Annotated in this window: 21 protein-coding genes; 8 read left to right on the forward strand and 13 right to left on the reverse strand. The window is 70.3% G+C overall.

Features of this window, described 5'->3' with window-relative positions:
* Positions 1-8 precede the first annotated feature (8 nt).
* Positions 9-668, reverse strand: coding sequence for a hypothetical protein (locus ABS78_RS16100; protein WP_293381472.1), 660 nt, complete (start codon positions 666-668; stop codon positions 9-11).
* Positions 669-737: 69 nt separating this feature from the next.
* Positions 738-1,565: a 23S rRNA (adenine(2030)-N(6))-methyltransferase RlmJ gene (gene rlmJ / locus ABS78_RS16105; RefSeq protein ID WP_293381475.1), complete on the reverse strand. Its 828-nt coding sequence runs from the start codon at positions 1,563-1,565 to the stop codon at positions 738-740.
* A 66-nt stretch (positions 1,566-1,631) separates the two neighbouring features.
* Between rlmJ and ABS78_RS16110 the strand changes: the two genes are divergently transcribed.
* Both ABS78_RS16110 and ABS78_RS16115 read left to right on the forward strand, forming a co-directional pair.
* On the forward strand, positions 1,632-2,663 hold the full coding sequence (locus ABS78_RS16110; RefSeq protein ID WP_293381478.1) for a DNA topoisomerase IB: 1,032 nt from the start codon (positions 1,632-1,634) through the stop codon (positions 2,661-2,663).
* Between the two features lie 86 nt (positions 2,664-2,749).
* A complete protein-coding gene (locus tag ABS78_RS16115; RefSeq protein ID WP_293381481.1) occupies positions 2,750-3,958 on the forward strand; it encodes an LLM class flavin-dependent oxidoreductase in 1,209 nt (402 codons plus the stop codon).
* Positions 3,959-4,030: 72 nt separating this feature from the next.
* On the opposite strand, the gene ABS78_RS16120 is transcribed toward ABS78_RS16115, so the two are convergent.
* Positions 4,031-6,031, reverse strand: coding sequence for a TonB-dependent receptor (locus ABS78_RS16120; RefSeq protein ID WP_293381484.1), 2,001 nt, complete (start codon positions 6,029-6,031; stop codon positions 4,031-4,033).
* A gap of 65 nt (positions 6,032-6,096) precedes the next feature.
* Here ABS78_RS16120 and ABS78_RS16125 point away from each other — a divergent pair, with 65 nt between their 5' ends.
* Positions 6,097-6,852 carry an SDR family oxidoreductase gene (locus ABS78_RS16125; protein ID WP_293381487.1) on the forward strand — a complete coding sequence of 252 codons (756 nt, stop codon included), beginning with the start codon at positions 6,097-6,099 and terminating at the stop codon, positions 6,850-6,852.
* A 284-nt stretch (positions 6,853-7,136) separates the two neighbouring features.
* Complete coding sequence (locus ABS78_RS16130; protein ID WP_293381490.1) at positions 7,137-7,415, forward strand: hypothetical protein; 279 nt, start codon at positions 7,137-7,139, stop codon at positions 7,413-7,415.
* Between the two features lie 178 nt (positions 7,416-7,593).
* Here the strand turns inward: ABS78_RS16130 and ABS78_RS16135 are convergent, their stop codons facing one another.
* The 3 genes from ABS78_RS16135 to ABS78_RS16145 are packed head-to-tail and all read right to left on the reverse strand — an operon-like array spanning position 7,594 to position 9,619.
* On the reverse strand, positions 7,594-8,418 hold the full coding sequence (locus tag ABS78_RS16135; RefSeq protein WP_293381493.1) for a crotonase/enoyl-CoA hydratase family protein: 825 nt from the start codon (positions 8,416-8,418) through the stop codon (positions 7,594-7,596).
* 12 nt (positions 8,419-8,430) lie between these two features.
* Positions 8,431-9,339, reverse strand: coding sequence for a glutathione S-transferase family protein (locus ABS78_RS16140; RefSeq protein WP_293381496.1), 909 nt, complete (start codon positions 9,337-9,339; stop codon positions 8,431-8,433).
* Between the two features lie 10 nt (positions 9,340-9,349).
* Complete coding sequence (locus ABS78_RS16145) at positions 9,350-9,619, reverse strand: hypothetical protein (RefSeq protein ID WP_293381499.1); 270 nt, start codon at positions 9,617-9,619, stop codon at positions 9,350-9,352.
* A 123-nt stretch (positions 9,620-9,742) separates the two neighbouring features.
* Here ABS78_RS16145 and ABS78_RS16150 point away from each other — a divergent pair, with 123 nt between their 5' ends.
* Positions 9,743-11,572 carry an alpha/beta hydrolase gene (locus tag ABS78_RS16150; protein WP_293381501.1) on the forward strand — a complete coding sequence of 610 codons (1,830 nt, stop codon included), beginning with the start codon at positions 9,743-9,745 and terminating at the stop codon, positions 11,570-11,572.
* A gap of 89 nt (positions 11,573-11,661) precedes the next feature.
* On the opposite strand, the gene ABS78_RS16155 is transcribed toward ABS78_RS16150, so the two are convergent.
* Genes ABS78_RS16155 through ABS78_RS16170 form a run of 4 tightly spaced genes read right to left on the reverse strand, consistent with a single transcriptional unit; the run spans position 11,662 to position 14,865 of the window.
* The gene (locus tag ABS78_RS16155) at positions 11,662-12,456 is read right to left on the reverse strand and encodes a glutathione S-transferase family protein (protein ID WP_293381503.1); all 795 of its coding nucleotides are present in this window, start codon (positions 12,454-12,456) and stop codon (positions 11,662-11,664) included.
* Positions 12,453-13,094, reverse strand: coding sequence for a glutathione S-transferase family protein (locus ABS78_RS16160; protein ID WP_293381506.1), 642 nt, complete (start codon positions 13,092-13,094; stop codon positions 12,453-12,455). Before ABS78_RS16160 ends, ABS78_RS16155 begins: the two co-directional genes overlap by 4 nt.
* Before the next feature lie 4 nt (positions 13,095-13,098).
* Entirely contained in the window at positions 13,099-13,896 is a 798-nt protein-coding gene (locus ABS78_RS16165; RefSeq protein WP_293381509.1) for an enoyl-CoA hydratase/isomerase family protein, read from the reverse strand.
* A 3-nt stretch (positions 13,897-13,899) separates the two neighbouring features.
* Positions 13,900-14,865, reverse strand: a complete 966-nt coding sequence (locus ABS78_RS16170; protein WP_293381512.1) for an alpha/beta hydrolase — start codon at positions 14,863-14,865, stop codon at positions 13,900-13,902.
* A gap of 157 nt (positions 14,866-15,022) precedes the next feature.
* Here ABS78_RS16170 and ABS78_RS16175 point away from each other — a divergent pair, with 157 nt between their 5' ends.
* The 3 genes from ABS78_RS16175 (at position 15,023) to ABS78_RS16185 (ending at position 17,355) form a co-directional block, all read left to right on the forward strand.
* A complete protein-coding gene (locus tag ABS78_RS16175; RefSeq protein WP_293381515.1) occupies positions 15,023-15,697 on the forward strand; it encodes a heme-binding beta-barrel domain-containing protein in 675 nt (224 codons plus the stop codon).
* Between the two features lie 78 nt (positions 15,698-15,775).
* On the forward strand, positions 15,776-16,588 hold the full coding sequence (locus ABS78_RS16180; RefSeq protein ID WP_293381518.1) for an enoyl-CoA hydratase-related protein: 813 nt from the start codon (positions 15,776-15,778) through the stop codon (positions 16,586-16,588).
* A gap of 2 nt (positions 16,589-16,590) precedes the next feature.
* Positions 16,591-17,355, forward strand: coding sequence for an SDR family NAD(P)-dependent oxidoreductase (locus ABS78_RS16185; protein ID WP_293381521.1), 765 nt, complete (start codon positions 16,591-16,593; stop codon positions 17,353-17,355).
* 3 nt (positions 17,356-17,358) lie between these two features.
* On the opposite strand, the gene ABS78_RS16190 is transcribed toward ABS78_RS16185, so the two are convergent.
* The 3 genes from ABS78_RS16190 to ppc form a co-directional block, all read right to left on the reverse strand.
* Positions 17,359-18,171 (reverse strand): enoyl-CoA hydratase/isomerase family protein, encoded by an 813-nt coding sequence (locus ABS78_RS16190; protein ID WP_293381524.1) that lies wholly within the window; start codon positions 18,169-18,171, stop codon positions 17,359-17,361.
* A 100-nt stretch (positions 18,172-18,271) separates the two neighbouring features.
* Positions 18,272-18,859, reverse strand: coding sequence for a hypothetical protein (locus ABS78_RS16195; RefSeq protein ID WP_293381527.1), 588 nt, complete (start codon positions 18,857-18,859; stop codon positions 18,272-18,274).
* A 53-nt stretch (positions 18,860-18,912) separates the two neighbouring features.
* Positions 18,913-21,549, reverse strand: coding sequence for a phosphoenolpyruvate carboxylase (ppc, locus tag ABS78_RS16200; RefSeq protein WP_293381530.1), 2,637 nt, complete (start codon positions 21,547-21,549; stop codon positions 18,913-18,915).
* Positions 21,550-21,702: the final 153 nt, after the last annotated feature.

The following is a 21,702-nucleotide window of genomic DNA, read 5'->3' on the forward strand; positions in this document are numbered from 1 at the left end:
GCGCCACGTCAGGCTTCGCCGGCTCCGGGCTCGTCCGGTGCGGCGGCCTTCTTCGCCCGGGTCCTGACGGGTTTGAGGGTAGGCTCCGATGCCGTGTCCGCCGCTTCGACGACCGGCGCCGGCTCGGGACTGACGATCAGTGCGGACTCGGGCAAGACAGGCTCGGGCAAGACAGGCTCGGGCAGGACGGACTTGGGCAGGACAGACTTGGGCGGCGCGGACTCCGCAGGCAGAACCTCGGTCGCCGCCTCGGGGACAACCGCCAGCGCGACGGGTTCCGACGGCGGGGCGGCAGGCGCGTCCAACTCGGCCTCCGGCGGCGGCTGGGCCACCGCCAGGGGACTCATCGGCGCGGCCTCCCCGCCCACGGCCGTGGCCGGGACGAGCGCACCGGTCGCAGCCTCGCACATCGTCTCCACGGCCTCGGCGGCGGCTTCGACCAGCTCGACGGCCGGCTCCAGGGCGGCCTCGACCGGCGCGGCCAGCGTGTCGGCGGCCGCGAACAGCGCCTCCAGATTCACGGGACGAGCCAGGCGGGTCATCCACCAGTAGGCCACACCGCCGGCGGCCACCGCTCCGAAGTAGCTCCACAGCGGCGAGACCGCGCCGACGAGCAGGGCCGGAGACACGCGAGGTTCGGGGAGGTCTGGAAGGTCGAAGGTCGCCATTTCGGATATCCTCTGCGGCGGATTGTGCATCGCAACATACCACGCCCCAGACCCTTCGCGTTTGCAAAATTATTGTGGCGACAGCCGATAGGTCCGCGCCGCCCCGCCGGCGCCCAGAGTGTGTGCGACCCAGCCGCAGATGGCGGCGAATGCAGACGAAAGGTCCGGGCCGCCCATCATCACCAGGGCGCAGCCGTTCATCTTCATCGGGTCGTCCAGCGGCCGGACCCGCGCCTCGGCGACCAGCATCGGAGCCGGGACTTCATCCTCGATGTCGCGGAGGAACGAGTCCAGAGTCTCCAGGTCCTTGATCGGCAGCCAGACCAGGGCCTGGACGGCCGGATTGCGCCGCCGAAGCCGCGCGAGGGTCTCGACGATGCGTCCGTAGTCGTCGGGGCGCTCGAAAGGCGGGTCGATCAGGGCCAGGACGCGGCCCGACGCGGGACATTCCCGCACCGCCGCTTCATAGCCGTCGGCGTTCAGCGTCCGCGCGCCGGGCCGCCCCTTCAGCGTCCGGGCGAGCGCCGCATGCTCGTCGGGCCGGAGTTCGCAGGCCAGGTAGCTGTCGCCGGAACGCAGAGCCCCGGCGATCAGCCAGGGCGAGCCCGGATAGCGCCCGACCGCTCCGCCCCCGTTCAACATCGACACCGCCCGGACCAGCGGTGCGAACACGGCCGGCGCATCCTCGACCGCCATCAGTCGCGAGATCCCCGCCTCGGCTTCACCGGACTTCCTCGCCTCCTCGCCCGACAGGTCGTAGAGCCCTCTTCCCGCATGGGTGTCGATCACCGTGAGCGGACCACCGCCCGCGGTCAGGCCGGCCAGCACCTCGAGCAGGGCCGCGTGCTTCACCAGGTCGGCGAAATTGCCCGCATGGAAGGCGTGGCGGTAGTTCAAGCGGATCTCCCCGGGCGGAACCGGTGCGCCGCATACCACGTTGCCGAGCCGCGCGTGGAGGGGCCGATGGCCAGAGACTTGCCGGTCGAGATGTCAGGGGCCGCCGACGGGAAGCCGCCGCCCGGTCTGATCTGGTGCAACGACAGCGAACCCGGCCTAGGCCGTCTCGCGGCCCCTGACGGCTTCGACTATGTCGACGCCGACGGCGCGCGGGTGCGCGACGCCGTGACCCTGGAACGCATACGGAAGCTGGCCATCCCCCCGGCCTGGACGGACGTGTGGATATGTCCCCGTCCACGAGGCCACATCCAGGCTGTGGGCCGCGACGCCCGCGGCCGGAAGCAGTATCGCTATCACCCTCGCTGGCGTGAGGCGCGCGACGGCGACAAGTACGACCGCCTCGTCGCCTTCGGCCGGGCCCTGCCTCGCCTGCGCCGACGGGTCGAAGCCGACCTTTCGCGGCGTGGCCTGCCGCGCGAGAAGGTGCTGGCCGCCATCGTGCGGACTATGGAGCGCACGCTGATCCGTGTGGGAAACGAGGCCTATGCCCGCCAGAATCGCAGTTTCGGGCTCACCACTCTCCGCGACCGGCACGCGAAGATCGGCGCCGAGCGGGCGGTCTTCGAGTTCCGCGGAAAGAGCGGCAAGGTTCACGTCACGGGTTTCCGCGACCGCCGGCTCGCCCGGGTTCTGAAAGCCTGCCAGGATCTGCCCGGCCAGCGGCTGTTCCAGTACGTCGACGAGACCGGCGGCCGGCATGCGGTGGAGAGCGCCGACGTCAACGCCTACATCCGCGAGGCGATGGGCGAGGACTTCTCGGCCAAGGACTTCCGCACCTGGGCCGGTACGGTCGCAGCCGCACGGGCTCTCGTGATCTGCGGCCGCGGGACCAGCGACGCCGAAGGACGGCGCAACGTCCAGACCTGCGTCAAGGCCGTGGCGCGACTCCTCGGCAACACCGCCGCCGTCGCCCGCAGCGCCTACATCCACCCCGCCATCCTTCAGGCGTACGAAGCGGGGCGGCTGGACCTCTCCAACCTCGATGGCCGCCGCTTCGAGCTTGCCGTCCTGCGTCAGCTGGAAAGAGGGCGCGGCTGACGCGGGGTCGGCCTCGCAGCGCATGCGCGGCGGCGCTATCGTGAGCGCCGACAACGTGCGGACAAACCGCGCGGCCGGAGGATCCGATGCTCAACCCGCGCCTGCGCTTCGGCGCCTTCATCGCACCCTTCCACCCGGTGGAGGAGAACCCCACGCTCGCGCTCGAACGCGACCTGGAGCTGGTCCAGCATCTGGACGCCCTCGGATTCGAGGAGGCCTGGATCGGCGAGCATCACTCAGCCGGCTACGAGTTGATCGCCTCGCCCGAGCTGTTCATCGCCTTCGCGGCCGAGCGGACCAAGCACATCCGCCTGGGAACGGGCGTCTCGTCCCTGCCCTATCACCACCCGCTGATGCTGGCCGACCGCATCAACCAGCTCGACCACATGACCCGCGGCCGGGTCATGTTCGGCGTCGGACCCGGCGCCCTGATCTCGGACGCGCGGATGATGGGGATACCGCCCGAGGCTCAGCGCGACCGCATGGACGAGGCCCTCGAGGTGCTGGTGCGCCTGCTGCGCGGCGAGGAGGTCACCCACAAGTCGGACTGGTTCGAGCTGTGGCAGGCGCGGCTCCAGATGACGCCCTACTCCCGCCCCTCGGTCGAAATCGCCGTGGCCAATCAGGTGTCGCCCACCGGCGCGCGCGCGGCGGGCCGGCACGGCCTGAGCCTGCTGTCGCTTGGCGCGACGGGCACGGCGGCCTTCAACGCCCTGGCGTCCAACTGGAACATCGCCACCGAGTTGGCCGCCGACAACGGCAAGGCCATGGATCGCCAGAGCTGGCGCCTGGTCGGCCCCATGCACATCGCCCCGACGCGCGAGCAGGCGATGGAGGATTGCCGGTTCGGCCTGGAGAAGTGGATCTACTACTTCCGCGAGATCGCCAACCTGCCGGTCGTGCCCGACGGGCCCGATCCGGTGAAGGCCCTGGTCGAGAGCGGAACGGCGGTGATCGGCACGCCCGACGATGCGGTGCGGCGCATCCAGCAGCTCGCGGACGAGAGCGGCGGCTTCGGCGCCTTCCTGTTCATGGACCACAACTGGGCGCCCTGGGCGCAGAAGAAGCTGAGCTACGAGCTGATCGCCCGCTACGTGGCGCCGAAGTTCCAGCAGCTCAACGAGAACCGCGAAGCCTCCATCGCCTGGGTCGGCGGCAAGAAGGCCGAGTTCACCGGCCAGACGATGGCCGCCATGGGCGCCCGCATCGCCCAGCACATCGCCGAGAAGGGCGCCAAGGACATCCGTCCCGAGATCGCCGCCATGCTGGGCGGCGCGGCGGCCAAGCCCCAATAGCCGCTCGCACCGCGGACGCGGGCGCGTCCCTTCGAACTCGACCGGGGGAGAAGCACGGAAGCGCGGAACGGGTCAGCGTCGCCAGGCGAAGCCCACGCGGATCGTACGGGGGGCCGCGAAGCTCTCGGTCCCGTCCGCCGTCTCGCCGACCTCCAGCTTCGCGTCGAACAGGTTCTCGGCGGCGACGAACACTTCCCCGTGGGCCGTCAGCCGCCAGCCGGCGCGCAGGTCGACCTGGACACCGGGCGACAGCCGTCGCGTGTTCAGGTCGTCCTCCCAGCGGGCGCTCTCGTAGCGGGCGTCGGCGTTCAGGACCAGGCGCGGCGCGGGCCGGATCGTCACGCCCCCGGTCACCGTCCACTTCGGCGTCTGGGCCGGGCGCAGGCCCGTGAGCTGGGGCGCGCCCGTTCCGCCGTCCACCTCGGCGTCGGTATAGCCGGCGGCCAGCCGCCAGGCCGTCGCCAGACCGGCGTCGCCGCCCGCTTCCGCCTCCAGGCCCCAGGCCTCGATCTCGCCGGCGTTCTGGCGCTGGCGCAACACGCCGCCGACGGGGATGAAGCCCGCGGTGGGAAAGGTCCCCGGCCCGATCCCGACGGTGACGTTGGTGATGGGGTCCTTCAGCCGGTTCCAGAACACGCCTGCGCTCCAGCGGAACGGCGCTTCGCCCATCAGCCCAGCCTCCAGACCCTGGAGCGTCTCCGGCTTCAGGGCGGGATTGGCCTCCGTGATGTCGTTGCCCACACGGAACGGACGATGCAGTTCGTTCAGGGTCGGTGGCCGGAAGCCGGAATACGCCGCTCCACGCAGGTAGAGACCCTCGGCCAGGGCATAGCGCACGCCCAGACGACCGGTCGGCGTGGTGTCGGCGCGGTTCGGACCGCCCTGGTCCAGCACCACTGCGCCATTGGTCGTGTCGATCTCGCGCCGGACGGCGTCGTAGGCCCGCGACCGATCCAGGCGCACTCCACCGGTCAGAAGCCACGGGCCGTCGTCCAGTACGCCTTCCACATACGCTCCGGCCACCAGGGTCTTGCCGCCAGCCTCCCTGTCTCGGGTGAACTCGCCGTTCATGAAGCGGAAGCGCTCGCGCACCTTGCCGTCGGTCAGGCGCACGTCGGCGCCGGCCTCCCAGGCCACCGCGCCGCTCAAACCCTGCACGGCCGCGTTGAGGCCATACCCCGTCGCGGGGGTGGCGTACTGGTCGTTGGCCGGCGTCGTGGTCGCCCGCCCCACGCCCACGGCCACCGAGCTGTTTTCCAGGTCGCTGCGCCGGAGCCAGCCCTGAACCCGCCATCCGCCGACACCAATCATCGCCGGCTGGGCCAGCGTGACCGACGCGGACTGGCCGGTGGCGTTCGAGCGGGCTCCGCGGAGCCCGGCCTCCTGGTTCACCTGGTAGGCGGCGACCCGCGCCGCCGCCTGAATCCCGCCCAGGTCGCCCTGAACCCGCAACGCCGCCGAGGCGTCGTCCAGTCGCAAGCGCGTGTCGGCCGCACCCTGCCGGAGCCCGCGTACGGCATGGTAGCCATCGGTTCGAGACGCCGCCACCGTGGCCAGAACACCCGGCGTTCCGGCGACCACGGCGGCCCGGTAGCTGTCGCGCTGGCCGCCCGAAACCTCGAAGGCCGCGATCCCGTCGGGCGTCGCCCGCTCCTGCAAGGCCACCACCCCGGTCAACGCGCCGGCGCCGTACGGACCCGCGCCGGCCCCGCGCACTACCGTGGCGCCATCGAGCCCCTCGGCGGGCAACCCGCTCCAGATCACCCAGCCGCCGAACGGATCGTTCTGCGGCGCACCGTCCAGGGTCACCAGGGCACGCCCCGCCCCCGACGGCGCGATGGCGCGGAGCGACAGGCCCTGGGTGGTCGGATTGGCGGCGCCGCTGGCCGTTCGGCGGAACAGCGACACCCCGGGCGCCGTCTTCAGCGCCTCGTCCAGTCGGGATTCGGTCCGCAGCGCCTCGGGGCCGATCTGCACAGCGCTGAACGCCGCCTCGCCGCCTAGCGGCGCCAACCGGGGCGCTCGGACGATGACCACCTCGACTTCCGGCGGCGGGGGCGGCAAATCGCTCATGGCGCCTCGCAGAGCTTGGTGGGCGAACGGGAAGCCGGGGCTTAACAGCGCAGGGAGAGAGCGCAATGCCAAAGGTCGCCGCCAGGGTTGCGATCGTCACCGGAGCCGGAAGCGGGATCGGCAGGGCCGTCTCGGCGGCGCTGATGGCCGAGGGCTGGAACGTCGCGCTCGCCGGCCGCCGGGAGGCCGAACTGGCCGCCACCGCCGCCCTGGGCGAGGGCGCACCCTGCCAGGTCCACGCCACCGACATTTCGGACGAGAGCTCGGTGGACGCTCTCTTCGCCGCGACGAAGGCCCGATTCGGCCGCCTGGACCTGCTGTTCAACAACGCCGGAACCGGGGCGCCGGCGACGGCCCTGGAGGATCATAGCCTCGAACACTGGAAGCGGGTGGTGGACGTGAACCTGACCGGCGCCTTCCTCTGCACCCGCGCCGCCTTCCGTCTGATGAAGGACCAGGACCCCCGCGGCGGCCGCATCATCAACAACGGTTCGATCTCGGCGCATGCGCCTCGGCCGCGCTCCATCGCCTACACCGCCACCAAGCACGCCATCACCGGCCTCACCCGGTCCACGTCGCTGGACGGGCGGGCCTACGACATCGCCTGCGGCCAGATCGACATCGGCAACGCTGCGACCGACATGACCCGGCAGATCGCCCGAGGCGTCCCGCAAGCCGACGGGACGCTCAAGCCCGAGCCAGTCATGGACGTGAAGGCCGTGGCCGACGCGGTACTATACATGGCCGGCCTGCCGCTCGGGGCCAACGTCCAGTTCATGACCGTCATGGCCACCCAGATGCCGTTCGTCGGACGCGGGTGACGCGGCTCGGGGACAAGACCCGGCAGGTAGGCAGGCCGCACCCGCCACTGCGCCAGGGCGTCAGCTCCAGGGGACCAGCGCCACCTGACTGAACGGCGATAACTGATCATTTGTTTTGCGCCGCAACATTCTTGCTGCGACGCCACAAATTTGGACTTGCGCGCGCTGGAGGATCGCGGAATCTCTGGGATCACAAGCGGCGAGCCCGGGCGTCAGTCACCGGCCGCAGCCTGAGAGGAACGCCGGAAAGGGGTTGTTGAAACCCCCTGCACCGGAAACCAGACATGATCCGTTTTCTCACCATCGCCGCCGCCGCCGCGCTGATCGCCGGCCCGGCCACTGCCCAATCGATGAAAGTCTCCACCGAGGGCAAGACCCCCGAGCAACTCCACGCCGACATCGCCAAGGCCGCAAAGAAGGTCTGCAACCGGGCCGTCGTCGGCGCCTCGTTCCCGCGCGAAATGTATGCGTCCTGCTACAAATATGCGGTGAGGACCGCCGTCGACACGGTGAACGACCCGGCCCTGGCCCGCGTCGCCGGCTCGCAGATGGCCGCCAACTGAACGCCCGATCCGGACGTCCCGGATGACGAGGCCCGCGTGATGGCGAAACCCACTTGGTGGGACGCCATCCGGCGTCGGGCGGGAACGCGGCGTATCGCGCCCCGCCCGATGGGCCCAGGGTCGTCCGCCCCGCCAACGTGCTGGGCGGACTTCGGCCTTTTCCGAAGCGAACGGCCCCTTAGATTTCAGCCTCGCTGAAGCTGGGCGCGCGCTTCTCCATGTTCGCCCGCACCGCCTCGACCTGGTTGGGCGAGCCGATGAGAGCCGTCTGCTCGCGGCTCTCCTCCATCAGCATCTCGCGCTGATCGGCCTCGGCGGCCAGGTTCAGCAGCCGCTTGGCGGCGCGCATCGCGTGGGGGTTGCGGCCGGCCGCCTCCCGGGCGAACGCCAGGGCCTCGGCGCGCGGATCGGCCATGACGCGGGTGGCCATGCCGATGCGCACGGCCTCTTCCCCATCGAAGATGCGGCCCGAATAGGTCAGTTCGCGGGCGATGTCGTCTCGGACGAGCTGGCGCATCAGCACCAGGCCCGCCATGTCCGGCACCAGGCCCCAGCGGATCTCGAAGACCGACAGCTTCACATCCGGAGTGACGAACCGCATGTCCGGTCCCAGGGCGAGCTGAAAGCCGCCGCCGTAGGCCACCCCGTGAACGGCCGCGATCACGGGCACGGGAATCTCGCGCCAGACCATCACCGCATGCTGCGCCCGGTTCGAGCCGCCCGGCGTGCGGTTGTCGGTGACCAGGGCACCGGCCGTCCCCTGCCCGCCTGAGCGTTCTCCCGACGCCATCGCACCGAAATTCGAGGTGTCCAGCCCGGCGCAGAACGCCCGGCCCTCGCCCGACAGCACCACGGCGCGCACCGCCGCCTCGCCCTTCAGGCGCTCGCCGGCCTGGATCAGGGCGTCGAACATGGCGTTGTCCAGGGCGTTCATCTTGTCGGCCCGCACGAGGCGGACGTCGGCCACACCGTCGACGATGTCGATCTGAACCCGGTCATTCATGGTTGTCTTCCTCTAGCGGCGGGCCAGCACATAGCCGGCGCGCGGAAAATGCACGTGGACGGCGCCCGCGTCCGAAGCGTCGCGCGCGATGACGATGCGATCGTGGGTCAGGCCCGCCAGCACACCCTCGATGGGATCACGACCGTAGTCGTCGGCCTGGACGACCACGGCGTCGCCGGCGACGAAGCCCGACGGGTCGTCGATATCGACACCTGTCCTGCCTGCCGGCGCGCTGGCGCGGGCGATTTCCGTCGCCTCGGCGGGATCGAGCTCCGAGCGCCGGCCGTGGCCCAGGCTCCGGACCCGCTCGCGCCAGGCCCGCAGGCGGGTCAGGTCGGCGGTGAGATCGTCGAAGCTGCGCGCCGAAGCGCCGGCCAGCCACCACACGTTCATCCAGGCGGCCACATCCGAGAGCCCCGGCGCGGCCCCACCCAGAAAGTCGGCATCCTTCAGCCCCGCGTCGATCCAGGCGGCGTAGGCGCGCCACTGATTCCGCATGAGGGGCGCCGCGGCCTTCATGGCGTTCACATCGAACGGCCGCCCGGAGAGTTTCTCGCGATCATCGGCGAACGCCTTGGGGATCGCATCGCCGATCTCGGCGAAGATCACCGCCACACTGGCCTGGAACCATAGGCGGTCGGCCCAGAGGTTCACCGCCCAGTCGGCCCCGCGCACCGTGGGCGGATCGGGGAACCGGCGCTCGATCTCGGCCAGGATCACCTGACTGTCACAGTAGATGTCCGCCCCGATCTGCATCACGGGTATCCGCCGATAGCCGCCCGTCAGCGGGATCAGGTGCGGCTTGGGCATGATCACCGGCTGGATCACCGAACGCCATGCCAGCCCCTTGATCCCGAGCATCAGCCGCACCTTCTCCGAGAAAGGCGAGGTGTCGTAGTGGTGTAGGATCAGCTCCGGCATCGTCACACCATCACCAGGCCCGGTCCGGGCGGATCCGCGTGGAGTCGTCCACAAGGGCCTGCCGCCGCTCCAGCTTGGCGCGCTGGTTCACATAGCGCTTTTCGGCCAGCCGGTGCGCGATCAAGCGCGGTCTCTCGCCCGGCGGATGGTTGGAGCGGATGTCGTGCGTCCAATCGGCCCTGGTCCCGACCGACACGTCCCGCGTCTTCCGGGGCAGCGTCCTGAAGGGCGGCGGCATCTCGCCGGCCGCGGGGGCCGCGTGATCGTCGGCGGGGCTCATGCCCATCCTCCCTTGTCGGTTCGCCGCCAACCCTAGGCCAACCGCGCCCGGGTTCAACGACGACGCCACGTCAACGGACCGAGACGCCTGCCCCAGCGGCGCCCGTCTTGCACGCAGGGAGCGATGCTCCTTGAACTGAACCCCGTGGGTCGCTCCAATATCCCGGACATGGCGCGGACAGCATCGGATCTCGAATCCGACGACGCGGAGGCCGCACGGTTCCTCCGCGCCGTCGACCGGTCCATCGAACCCGCGCAGCCGCGGATCGGCGGGGCGCCGATCACGCTTCCCGCGCGAGCCCTCGCCGTCGGGGTGTTCGATCGCCGGGGCGGTTTGGCGGCGCGGGACGCACGTTTCGCCGGCTGGTTCGACGCGGACGAGGCGTCTGAAGCGGCCTCGCAGGCTCTGCGGAGCGGCGGCCCCGCACTCGCCCCCCTGACCGCCGCTGACGGCGCGACGACCGTCGTCCTCGCCACCGCGGTCGACACCTCCCTCGCATGGCCCCTGCCCGACGAGGTCCGGGCCATCCTGGCGACCTCACCGCCCGGCGGCTTCGCCATGATCGGCTATCGCCCGTTCGAGGATCGTCACGTGGCGGGGCGCGCCCTCGACAGTTGGCGTCTCACGCCGCTTGAAGCCCGGGTGATGCTGGGTCTGATCTCGGGCGGAGACCTGGTCGAGGCCGCCCGGCGGGCCGGTTGCGGATACGAGACCGCGAGAAAGGCGCTCAAGCTCGCGCTGCGCAAGGCCGGCGCGGCGCGGCAGACAGACCTTGTGCGCCTGTTGCACGCCGCCGTCGGCGGCGGCGACCTGCAACTCAGCCAGGCGATCGGCCTGTCCTCGGCGCTGGGCCTCTCGGAACGCGCCGCCTCGACCTGCGTCCTCATGGCCCTGGGGCTGACCCGGAACGAAGCGGCGGCGACGCTGCGGATCAGCGAACATACGATCAAGGACGAACTGAAGCTCCTGTTCGGCCGCTTCGACCTGCGCAGCGCCACCGATCTCAGCCGGCTGACCACCGAGGCCGTGGTCCTGATGGGCCTGGCCGGCAACCCGAACGTGACGGTGGGCGCCTCCTGGGGCGCGCTGCGGCCGCTGCGTTTCGTCAACCGTCCCGGCGGCGCGGGCAGGATCGCCCTTTCCGATTTCGGCCCCGCCAGCGGCGATCCCGTCCTCCTGTTTCATAGCGCCACGACCGGCAGTCTGCTGGACCGGGGCCTGGTGCGCGCCCTTCACGCCCGCGGCCTGCGGCCCATCGCGATCGAGCGCCCGGGCTTCGGCCTGACCGACCCACCGCCGCACGACGGCCCGGAAACCGCGGCCGACGATGTGCTCGCCGTGATGGACGCCTTCGACCTCAAGCGGGTCCGCATCCTGGCCCGGGGCGGGGAGTACGTCACCACGGCGCTCGGGCGCCGCTGTCCCGAACGCCTCAGGCGCGTGGTCCTGGTGAATCCGTTCACCCCGTACGCCCTCGACAGCCGTTGGGACGGCTTCCTGAACGGGGCCAAGCGCACGTTCACGCGCCACCCTCATCTGATCGAGCCGCTGGCTCGCTTCCTCGCCCAGCGCGCCAGCCCCAGGGTCTACGAGCGGCTGACGCGGGACGCCCTGAGGGGCAGCGCACCCGATACGGCCCTGATGGCCTGCCCCGATATCGTGGACGACTATGTGGAATCGGCCCGCCTCGCGCCGCTCAGGTCGACCTGGGGCTTCGTGTTCGAGCAACGGAACTATCTGACCTGGACGCCCCCACCGCTGCCCGACGGCTCACGGTGGACGCGCCTCGTCGGCGCGCACGACGTTCTCTACCGTCCAGGAGACGCCGACGCCGTCTGGGAAGCCGCACTGCCGGGTCATCGCCGGGTCGGCGTGGAGGACGGCGGCCGCTTCCTCCACGCCTCGCACCCCGATCTCGTCGCGGACGAATTGCTATGGGAGCCCCAGGGCTAGGCTCACGCCGAACTTCGCTTGGGCTGAGGCGCGGAAATCATCCGGCGACCGTCACCGTACGGCTCGGAAATCCCAATGGGTCCGCTCGGTCAGCCGAAATCGGGCGCGAAGCGGATGTTGTCGCGCTCCAGCCCGTTCGCGACGACGTCGAGACCGCCGGACTTGATCATCCATTCCAGGCGGTGATCCCGGTATTCGCGCTTGAAGAGGCCCTTCGCCACCAGTTCGGCGACGTTCGGCATCGTGGCGCCGGCCGCGTTCAGCCGGGCGATGTCGGCGGCGCAGGCGGCAACCGATGGCCGCGCGTTGGCCCGACCCAGCCAGGCGGCCAGCCTCGACCCCTCGGGGGGCGGCAAACCGTGACCTGCCGAGCCGTTCAGATACGGAACCACCGAAAGATCGCCCCAGCCGAAGTCCGCGCCGTTGAACCATTCGCGCTCGCCGAGCTGACCCTCCAGCCACGCATGGAATCCCGCGGTCTGGCGCCGGGCCGCCGCCGTCAGGGCTTCGGCGGCGGCGCCCTCGGCCCGGCGGAACCAGCGGATCTCGGAGAGCCCCCAGTTAATCGCCTCGTAGTGGGTGTCCATCACCTCTTCCAGCATCCGCACGCGGGCGCGTTCGGGGGCGGAGGCAGGTCGCATGGCGGGCTGGGGATAGGCGTCGTCCAGGTACTCCAGGATAATGGTGGAATCGAAGAGCCGAACCTCGCCGTCCACGAGCGCCGGAACTTCCGCGCGCGGACTCGCGGCGACGAATTCGCCGCTGGCGCCGCCAGCCCCAAGGCCGCCGGGCGTTTCCACCTCGAACGCCAGCCCCTTCTCGCGCAGCGAGATCTTGACCTTCTGGGCGTAGGGCGAGAGCGGATGGTCGTAGAGGCGGATCATGACCGGAGCGCCTCCGACAGATCCATCTTCTGGGCGGCCTTGGCGGCTTTGAACGCCGGCCGCTCGGAGACTCGCGTCCAGTAGGCCTGGATCGCCGGCGAGAATTTCGCGTCCAGCTTCAGCTGCCGCGCAAGGAGAAGGGCGTAACCCACGGAAATATCGGCCGCCGTGAACCGTCCGGCGCACAACCAGTCGCCCTTGGCCAGCGCACGGTCCACATGCCGCAGGCGGCTCAGGAACCACTGGGCGTAATCGTCCGCGACCACCTCGGCCTTGCCCGGCTCGAACTGGCGATAGCGCAGCACCAGCGTCTGCGGGAACGTGAGGGTGGCCTCGCCGAAATGCAGCCAGTTCAACCAGGCGCCATAGGCGGCATCGTCCGCGCCCACGGCCAGGTCGCTCGGCCCGTAGCGGGTCGCCAGATACTGCACGATCGCCGCGCTCTCGGTCATGAAGGTCCCACCGTCCCTCATCGCCGGGATCGTGCCCAGCGGATTGACCTCCAGATAGGCCGGCTCGCGCACCCGCGGCGGAAACGGCAGCAGGTGCAGACGATACTCAAGCCCCAGTTCTTCAAGCGCCCAGAGCGGGCGGAACGAACGCGCGTCGGGACAATGCCACAGCTCGATTTCACCCATCTCGCTACCCTTCTCTCCGGGTGTATTGCGGCCTGCGCTTCTCCAGAAACGCCCGAACGCCCTCCTGGAAGTCGCCGTCCGAACTCGCCAGGATCTGGTTGCGGTCCTCCATGGCGATGGCGGCCTCCAGTCCCTGGGCGTCGATGGCGTGGTTCAGCGCCTCCTTGGTCAGGCGCAGGCCCAGCGGGGTGGCGTGCAGCATGTCGTCCACGAACCCCTGCGCTTCGGCCGCCATCTGTTCGGGCTCGACCACCCGGCTCACCAGGCCCAGCTCATAGGCCCGCTTCGCGTCGAGGAAACGGCCGGTCAGCATGTACTCGGCCGCCACCGACGAACCGACCATGCGCGGCAGGAAGTAGCTCACCCCGATGTCGCAGGCGGACAGGCCGATGCGGATGAAGGCGGCGTTCATTCGCGTTCTCGGCGTGGCGATCCGCACATCGGACGCCAGCGCCAGGGCGAAGCCGCCGCCCGCCGCGGCGCCATCCACGCACGCCACGATGGGCTGCGGGCAGCGCCGCATGGCGATGACGATCTCGCTGATCTCGCGCTGGCGGGTCAGGCCGGAGCCGATCGAGCGGCCGTCGGCGTTGTCGCCCCGCTCCTTCAGGTCGAGGCCGGCGCAGAACGCCGTGCCCGCGCCGGACAGGACCACCACTCGGACGTCGCGCCGCCAGTAGAGATCGACGAAGAATTCCCGCAGCTCCTTCACCAGGTTGCGGTTCAACGCGTTCAGCCTGTCGGGCCGGTTCATCGTGGCCCACACCACGTCGCCGTCCTGCCGCAGCTCCAGGTCCGCCATCGCCTAAAGTCCCTTCAGCCAGTCGAGCAGGAGCCGGTTCACCTCTTCAGGCCGCTCCTGCTGGGTCCAGTGCCCGCAGCCCGGCAGCACGTGAACGTCGCGCAGGTCGGTCGCGAACGCCCGCATGAGGACGCCGGGGTCGGGGATGCGACCGAAGCCGTTGAACGCCGGGTCGCGGTCGCCGCCGATCAGCAGCGTCGGCATCTCCAGCTTGCGGCCGTTGAACTGCTGCAACCAGGCGAAGTCACGCTCGTGGTTGCGGTAGCGGCTGATCGGCCCCCGAAAGCCCGAGCCTTCGAATTCCGAGACGTAGTAGTCCAGTTCGTCGTCGGTCAGCCAGGCGGGGAACGGGTCGGGATCGACCATGCCCTCCAACAGGGACGCGCCGTGCTTCTTCATCGGCCACGTTCCGGCCGGCGCGTCGCCGCAGATGCCATAGTAGAACTTCCGCAGGAAGCCGCGCACATCCGCCTCGGCCTCGGCCTCGGGCGGGCCGACGTTCTGGAACCAGGCCTGATAGAAGAAGATCCCCTTGTCGGTGAACGCCTCCTTGAAGATCTCGGTGAACGGCCGCTGCGGCACGCCCGTAAACGGCACAGACAGCCCCGCCACGGCGCGGATCTTCTCGGGTCGCGAGAGTGCGGTGTTCCAGACGATGGGCGCCCCCCAGTCGTGACCGATCAGGATGGCCCTGCCGTCGGGCGACAGCGCGTCGATCACCCCCGCCACGTCGCCGGTCAGGGCCTCCATGTCGTAGGCCTCGATGGAATGCGGCTTGTCCGAGCCGCCGTACCCCCGCACATCGATGGCGGCGACCTTGTAGCCCGCCTGGGCGATCGGGCCGATCTGGTCCCGCCAAGACCACCAGCTCTCGGGAAAGCCGTGGACCATGACCACCAGAGGCCCCTCGCCCTCGATCGCCGCGCGGATCTTCACCTGGCCCGCGTCGACCGTGCGGAACTCCGGCATGAACACCTCCCAAACGCCTGTTTGGCGGCCATGCTTCGTCGCGGGCGCCCGCCCTGGCAAGGATGACCATACGGCAGGGTCTGCGACGGCGCCGGACGCTTGCGCCGGGCCGCCAAGGCGCTAACCGGAAACCGCGATCCGATCACTCGAGGGCGACATGCACGACTTTCCCGACGACATCTTCACCGAGCCGGAAGACATCGATCCCGACACCCTGGCCAACCTCGGCCCCCTGCGCCGGCTGGCGGGAATCTGGGAAGGGCTCAAGGGAGTGGACGTGAACCCCAAGGCCGACGGTCCCGAGCAGCGATCCTATCTCGAGCGGATCGAGATGCAGCCGATCGACCCGCAACCGAATGGGCCGCAACTCTTCTACGGCCTTCGCTATCACGTGCACATCGTGGCCAGCGACGAGGACACCACCTTCCACGATCAGGTCGGCCACTGGCTATGGGAGCCGGCCACGGGCCTGGTGATGCAGACCCTTTCCATCCCGCGTGGACAGGTCGCGCTGGCCCGCGGCCACGCCGCACGCGACGCCGACCGCATCGTCGTGGAGGCCCGGCGCGGCGGCCCCGGCTACGGAATCTGTTCGACCGACTTCCTGGAATGGGCGTTCCGCACCGACGCCTACACCCTGGATGTCACGCTGCATCCCGACGGCGACTGGAGCTACGTCTCCGACACGGTGCTCCAGGTGCGCGGCCGCGACGAGCCGTTCCACCATCTGGACCGTAACCGGCTGCGGAAGGTGGCCGAGCCGACGCCCAATCCGCTCCTGAAGATCCGGCGCGACCATACCGCGCGCGCCGCCGCCCACGGCCTGAGCTGAGCCTGTGCGATCCTGCCCCCAGGTCACCGTTGACCCGCCCACGGTCGGCGCGAACACTGGCGGCGGGAGGATGCGCCGATGGTCTCGCTGACCGAGAAGAGCGCCCGCTTCGAGCACACCCTGGTGACGCTCGAGGACCATGTGGCCACGATCACGCTGAACCGGCCGCATCGTCGCAACGCGCTCAACTATCCGGCCTATGACGAACTGGAGCAGAGCCTGCGCGCGGCCGCGGCCGATCCCGAGGTCCGGTGTCTGATCGTCACGGGCGCCGATCCGGCGTTCTGTTCCGGCGACGACGTGGGCGAGATCATGGCCGGCCCCAGGCCCGTGTCGCGCACGCCCATGCCCGTCACCTTCAACGCCACCCCGGCCGCCATCGCGGCCCTGGAATGCGACAAGCCGATCATCGCCGCCATCAACGGCGCAGCCGTGGGCTGGGGAATGGAACTGGCTCTCTTCGCCGACATCCGCATCGCCTCCGAGGACGCGAAGTTCGGCGAGCTGTTCGTCAAGCGCGGCCTGGTCTGCGACGTGGGCGGGTTCTACCGCCTGCCGGCCATCGTCGGCCCGGCCAAGGCGGCCGAACTTCTCTTCACCGGCGATGTGATCGACGCGGCCGAGGCTCTGCGCATCGGCCTAGTCACCCAGGTGGCCCCGCACGCTGACCTGCTGCCCGCAGCCCGGGCGCTGGCCGGCCGCATCGCCGCCAATCCGCCGCTGGCCGTGCGCCACCTGAAGGCCGGGCTGTCGAAATACGCCTACGGCGACCCACGCGAGATCGGGGCCTGGGCCATCGAGAAGATCCGCCTGCTGATGCAGACCGAAGACCACAAGGAGGGCGTCGCCAGCTTCCTCGAGAAGCGGCCGCCCGTTTTCCAGGGACGTTAGACATGACCACCCGATCCGTCGCCGGCTCCGTCGTCCTCGTCACCGGGGCCGCTTCGGGGATGGGCAGGGCCACCGCCGAGGTCTTCGCCGCCGAGGGAGCCCATGTGGCCGTCACCGACCTGAAGCTCGAAACCGCCGGCCCCGTCGCCGAAGCGATCCGACAGTCAGGCGGGGTCGCCGAAGCCTGGGCGCTGGACGTGGCCGACCCCCAGGCGATCCGGGACGTGGTGGATTCCGTGGCGCTGAAGTTCGGACGCCTGGACATCGTCGTGAACAACGCTGGAATTTCGGCCTTTTCACCCATAGATTCCGATAATTACGACGACATCTGGGATCGGGCGATGAACGTTCTGGTCACGTCTCACCAGCGCGTCGTGCGCGCCGCCCTGCCCTATCTGCGCCAGTCCGAAGCCCCGCGGATCGTCAACATCGCCTCGACCGAGGCGCTGGGCGCCACAAGCCGCGACAGCCCCTATTCCGCCGCCAAGGCCGCCGTCACCGGCCTCACCCGCGCGTTGGCCGTCGAACTTGGCCCCGAGGGGATCACCGTCAACTGCATCTGCCCGGGCCCCATCCTCACCGGAATGACCGAAGCCATTTCCGAGACCGACAAGCAGACCTTCGCCAGGCGCCGCACCGCCATGCGCCGCTACGGCCGTCCGGACGAGGTGGCGCACATGACGCTCAGCCTGTGCCTGCCGGCCGCCTCCTACATCACCGGCGTCACCATCCCCGTCGACGGCGGCCTGATGGCGCGCAACGCCTGAGGTTCAGGCTCCGGTGAACCGGCCCGGCCGCTTCTCGCGGAAAGCGGCCACGCCCTCGCGGAAATCCTGCGTGCTGGTCGCCAGGAGATACTGGTCGCGGTCCATGTAGATCGACGCCTGGGCGGTGGCGTTGGCCACGGCGTTCACCGCCTCCTTGGTCATCCGGATCGGCAGGGGCGGAAGGGCGGCCACCTTGTCGGCCCAGCGCCGTCCCGCCGACAGCGCGCCGCCGGCCTCGACGACCTCGTCCGCGAAGCCCCAGGCCAGGCTTGTCGCGGCGTCGCAGGGCTCGCCGAACATGACGAACTGCTTGGCCCGCGACGGGCCCACCAGCGCCGCGATCCTTGGGATCGACCGCCAGCTCATGTTCATGCCCAGCGGGACCTCGGGCAGCCGCAGATAGGCCCTCTGGCCCATCACCCGGAAGTCGCACGACAGCACCAGCGCGGCGGCTCCGCCGATGCAGTAGCCTTCGATGGCGGCGATGGTGACGGCCTCGATCTCGCTCCAGGCGCGGCACATGTCCGGCCCCGCCATCACCGACCGGCGGTTCTCGATCAAGCTTGGCTGAGCCAGGCGCTGCTGGCTCGCGCCGAGATCGGCGCCGGCCGAGAAGAACGTCTCGCCGCCCGTCAGCACCACGGCCCGGACGTCCGTGCGCAGCCGCAGTTCCACGGCCGCCTCGGTCAACTCGGCCATGAGTTCGCCGTTCAGCGCATTGCGCGCCTCGGGTCGCGCCAACGCCACCTCCACGGTGTCGTCCCGCTTCGTCACCCGGATCAGCGCCCAGTCGCGGTCCAAGAGCCTGTCGGTCATCGTCCCCTCCCCCAATATCCGCTTCATCCTGGAACGAACCCGTGACGCCGTGGAAGCCCCTATGCCGGCTTTCTTCGCAACGAAAGGGCTGGGCGCGCCGTCAGTCCTTCTTCCCCAACCCGGGCAAGCGGGAAAGCCAGCCCTTCTTCTGTGGCTTGGCGGCCGGCGCGGGGATCTGGATGACCGGCGCGGCGGCCGTCGCTTCGGTCGTGGGCTCGACCGTGGCCACGCTCTGGACACCCAGGTCCCGATCGCAGCGGTCGTCGCGTTCGGCGGCCTCGAACACGGTGGCGGTCAGCACCGGCTGGCGGCCCGGCTTGGCCGTGCTGACGAAGACGGACACGGCGCGGCGTCCCGGCAGGTTGCACCAGGTCTCGCGCGAGGCCCAGTCGCCGGGCTCCCAGGCGGTGCGCGCGGGTGCGAAGATCTCGCTGCGCCGCTTGATCGCCGACTGCACTACGTCCTTGATGACCACGGGCTCGCCGGCCGTCACGCGAACGGTGCAGCTCACCGGGTCCTGGCCGCGACGGATCGAGACGTCGCTGCCGTCGATGTCCCCGACCGGCGCACCTTCCAGGATCGCCGACAGGCAGGCTCCGGTGGCCGACCGCGCCTCCTGGATCGGATCGGCCGCGGCGGCGGCGGCGGGCGCGAAGAGGACGGCGACCAGGATCAGGCTGTTGCGCATGGTGTCCCGTTGGACGAGTTTCGCGGCGGGCGTATGGCGAAGTCGCGGCGACGTCAGCCGGTGTTGCGCAGGCCGGACGCGATCCCCGCCACCGTGAGCTGGATGGCCAGCTTGATCTGGGGGTCCTCATCGCCCGCGCGCCGCCTGGCGAGAAGTTCGAGTTGCAGGTGGTTCAACGGATCCACCACCTCGGCCGCCAGCGCCACCGACTCGGCCATCTCCGGGTGATTGTCGAGCAAGCGCGTCCCCCCGCGGATCGCCAGCACGAGTTCGACGGCCGCGTCGTGCTCGGCCCGGATCGCCTCGAAGATCGACCGGCCGGCCGGGTGCAGGGCGGCGTACTTGGCGGCGATCGCCATGTCCGACTGGGCCAACGCCACCTCCATGTTGGAGACGAGGCTCGCGAAGACCTGATCCTCGGTCAGTCCGCGCAGGGCCGCTGCATCCAGACCCGCCCGCCGCGCGCCGCCCGCGAAGCCGAACCACGCCGGCAGCATGAACCGCGCCTGCGACCACGAGAACACCCACGGGATGGCCCGCAGGTCTTCGATCCGCCGGCTGGGCGTGCGTGACGCCGGGCGGCTGCCGATGTTCAGGCCCACGATCTCGGCGATCGGCGTGGCGCCCCAGAAGAACGCCTCGAAGCCAGGGTCGTCGTAGACCAGCGTGCGATAGGCGCCGAACGACGCCTGGGCCAGCGTCTCCAACGCCGGCGCCACGGGCTCGGCGCCGTCGGTCCGCGCGCTGGCCATCAACACCGCCGCCGCCAGACTCTCCAGATTCCGGCGGGCGGTGGGCTGGTCGCCGAAGCGGCGCGAGATCATCTCGCCCTGTTCGGTCAGGCGCATGCGTCCCCTCACCGTGCCGGGCGGCTGGGCCATCACGGCCTCGGCCGCCGGCCCTCCGCCGCGGCCCACCGACCCCCCGCGCCCATGGAAAAAGGACAGTTCGACGCCGCGCGCCAACGCCGCGGCCGACAATGCCTGAGCCGCCTTGGCGACGTTGTGGCGCGAGGCCACGTAGCCGCCGTCCTTGTTGGAGTCGGAATAGCCCAGCATCACCTCGCGCCGGCCGGGTTCGCCGAACATCGCTTCGGGGACCGCGGCGTCCAGCCATCGATGCAGCAGGTCCGGTCCGTTCTCCAGATCGGCGATGGTCTCCAGCAGCGGGGTGACGCGCACGGCGCTGCGCCCTTTCTCGCCGCCCTGCACCAGACCCGCCTGCTTCATCAGCACCAGCGGCTCGAGGATGTCGGACAGCGTGGCCGTCTTCGAGACGATGTAAGCCCCCAGGGCCTGCTCGCCATACAGCCGCACCGCCTCCGCCGCGGCGTCCAGCGTCGCCAGTTCGCGCATGGTCTCGTCGCTGTAGTCCAGAAACGGCGAGCGCAACGGCCGGTCGTGGCTGAGCTCCTTGGTCAGCACCCGCACGCGCTCGGCTTCGTCCGAGCCGAGATAGTCGATGTTCACGCTGGCGCGGACGTACAGCTCGTGGATCATCCGCTCGTGGACGTCGGCGTTCTGACGCAGGTCCAGCGACAGCAGGTGGAACCCACAGGCTCTCGCCAGGGCGATGAGGGTGCGCAGCCGGGCGCCCACAGCCCGCTCGCCCAGATGCTTGCGGATCGACTGGCGGAGGGTCTCCAGGTCGGCCACGAACTCGGCCGCGCTCGAATACGCAGGCGAGCGGCTGCCCCAGGCGGTTCCCGCCAAACGGTCGGTGGTGGCGGAGAGCCGGTCCGACACCTCCTGCAACGCCTGACGATAGGGCTCGTCCTGGCGATGCACCGAAGGATCCGCGGAGGCCTGGGCCAGGGCGATCACCCCGGCGCTGGCCGGCGCCAATTCGGACGTCACGGCGAGGTCGAACCACAGCCGCCGGACCTCGTCGAAGTAGTGGTTGAGGATCAACCGCGCCTGCGAGCGCAACGCCAATCTGAGGGTCTCGTCGTTGACGCCCGGATGGCCGTCACGGTCACCGCCCAGCCAGGACCCCAGCCGCAACGGTGTCGCGGTCTCGAACCGCTCGCTCCAATCGTCATAGATCTCGGTCAGCGCCGGCAAGATCGAGCGGCGGACGATCGCCAGCGTGTTGCGAATCTCGTCGGCCGGGCTGATCCGCTCGGGCCGGTGCATCCGCGCCTTCCAGAGCAAAGCCACTTCGCGGAACAGGTCTTCGCGCAGCCGCCGCTCGATATGCGTCGGCAGCCGGTGGGTGCGCAGCGACATCAGCCGCGCGATCTCGGCCTCGCGCTCGACCACCGCACGGCGGCGCACCTCGGTCGGATGTGCGGTCAGCACGGGCGCCACGGCCATCCGCGGAACCAGGCGGGCGGCCGAGCGCTCGCCCAGCCGGTCCACCGCCTCGGCCAGGGTGCGCGGCAGTTCGCCGGGATTCTCCTCGGCCTCGATGGCGCGGCGGCGCCCGGCCACGTCCTCGCCCAGGTTCGAAAGCATCGAGGCGCAGGTGAAGGCGCGCGCCAGATACACCGCCTGGTCCGGGCGCAGGCCCGAGAACAGGGTCTCCAGCGCCTCCTCGTCGTCCTGTCCGGCCGTCTCGCGAGCGCGGCGAACAAGAGCCGCCGCCTCGTCGCCGTCCAGATACGCGATCACCTCGTCGAGCAGATCCTCCAGATAGCGAACGGCGTCTCCCGCCCCCCGGGCGACGGCGGCCGCCGGCGTCATGTCCATCATGCTTTCCTCGGTGAACCGGCGTGGGCCGGGGCGACCAGCATAGCGTACCGCCGTACGCCGTCAGCCATGATCCCGCGACAAACGGCAAGGCGATGCCGGACGCTCATCTTCTCGCCATCGTCGCGCCCTGATCCGACGGGCGCCGCGCCG

The organism is Phenylobacterium sp. SCN 70-31 (genome assembly GCF_001724605.1).
Classification (GTDB): Bacteria; Pseudomonadota; Alphaproteobacteria; order Caulobacterales; family Caulobacteraceae; genus Phenylobacterium.

Excerpts from the sequence above, each read along its gene's own strand:
- ABS78_RS16100 (WP_293381472.1), bottom strand. The coding sequence starts at position 668 with ATGGCGACCTTCGACCTTCCAGACCTCCCCGAACCTCGCGTGTCTCCG.
- ABS78_RS16110 (WP_293381478.1), top strand. The coding sequence starts at position 1,632 with ATGGCCAGAGACTTGCCGGTCGAGATGTCAGGGGCCGCCGACGGGAAG.
- ABS78_RS16115 (WP_293381481.1), top strand. The coding sequence starts at position 2,750 with ATGCTCAACCCGCGCCTGCGCTTCGGCGCCTTCATCGCACCCTTCCAC.
- ABS78_RS16120 (WP_293381484.1), bottom strand. The coding sequence starts at position 6,031 with ATGAGCGATTTGCCGCCCCCGCCGCCGGAAGTCGAGGTGGTCATCGTC.
- ABS78_RS16125 (WP_293381487.1), top strand. The coding sequence starts at position 6,097 with ATGCCAAAGGTCGCCGCCAGGGTTGCGATCGTCACCGGAGCCGGAAGC.
- ABS78_RS16130 (WP_293381490.1), top strand. The coding sequence starts at position 7,137 with ATGATCCGTTTTCTCACCATCGCCGCCGCCGCCGCGCTGATCGCCGGC.
- ABS78_RS16135 (WP_293381493.1), bottom strand. The coding sequence starts at position 8,418 with ATGAATGACCGGGTTCAGATCGACATCGTCGACGGTGTGGCCGACGTC.
- ABS78_RS16140 (WP_293381496.1), bottom strand. The coding sequence starts at position 9,339 with ATGCCGGAGCTGATCCTACACCACTACGACACCTCGCCTTTCTCGGAG.
- ABS78_RS16145 (WP_293381499.1), bottom strand. The coding sequence starts at position 9,619 with ATGAGCCCCGCCGACGATCACGCGGCCCCCGCGGCCGGCGAGATGCCG.
- ABS78_RS16150 (WP_293381501.1), top strand. The coding sequence starts at position 9,743 with ATGCTCCTTGAACTGAACCCCGTGGGTCGCTCCAATATCCCGGACATG.
- ABS78_RS16155 (WP_293381503.1), bottom strand. The coding sequence starts at position 12,456 with ATGATCCGCCTCTACGACCATCCGCTCTCGCCCTACGCCCAGAAGGTC.
- ABS78_RS16160 (WP_293381506.1), bottom strand. The coding sequence starts at position 13,094 with ATGGGTGAAATCGAGCTGTGGCATTGTCCCGACGCGCGTTCGTTCCGC.
- ABS78_RS16165 (WP_293381509.1), bottom strand. The coding sequence starts at position 13,896 with ATGGCGGACCTGGAGCTGCGGCAGGACGGCGACGTGGTGTGGGCCACG.
- ABS78_RS16170 (WP_293381512.1), bottom strand. The coding sequence starts at position 14,865 with ATGCCGGAGTTCCGCACGGTCGACGCGGGCCAGGTGAAGATCCGCGCG.
- ABS78_RS16175 (WP_293381515.1), top strand. The coding sequence starts at position 15,023 with ATGCACGACTTTCCCGACGACATCTTCACCGAGCCGGAAGACATCGAT.
- ABS78_RS16180 (WP_293381518.1), top strand. The coding sequence starts at position 15,776 with ATGGTCTCGCTGACCGAGAAGAGCGCCCGCTTCGAGCACACCCTGGTG.
- ABS78_RS16185 (WP_293381521.1), top strand. The coding sequence starts at position 16,591 with ATGACCACCCGATCCGTCGCCGGCTCCGTCGTCCTCGTCACCGGGGCC.
- ABS78_RS16190 (WP_293381524.1), bottom strand. The coding sequence starts at position 18,171 with ATGACCGACAGGCTCTTGGACCGCGACTGGGCGCTGATCCGGGTGACG.
- ABS78_RS16195 (WP_293381527.1), bottom strand. The coding sequence starts at position 18,859 with ATGCGCAACAGCCTGATCCTGGTCGCCGTCCTCTTCGCGCCCGCCGCC.
- ppc (WP_293381530.1), bottom strand. The coding sequence starts at position 21,549 with ATGGACATGACGCCGGCGGCCGCCGTCGCCCGGGGGGCGGGAGACGCC.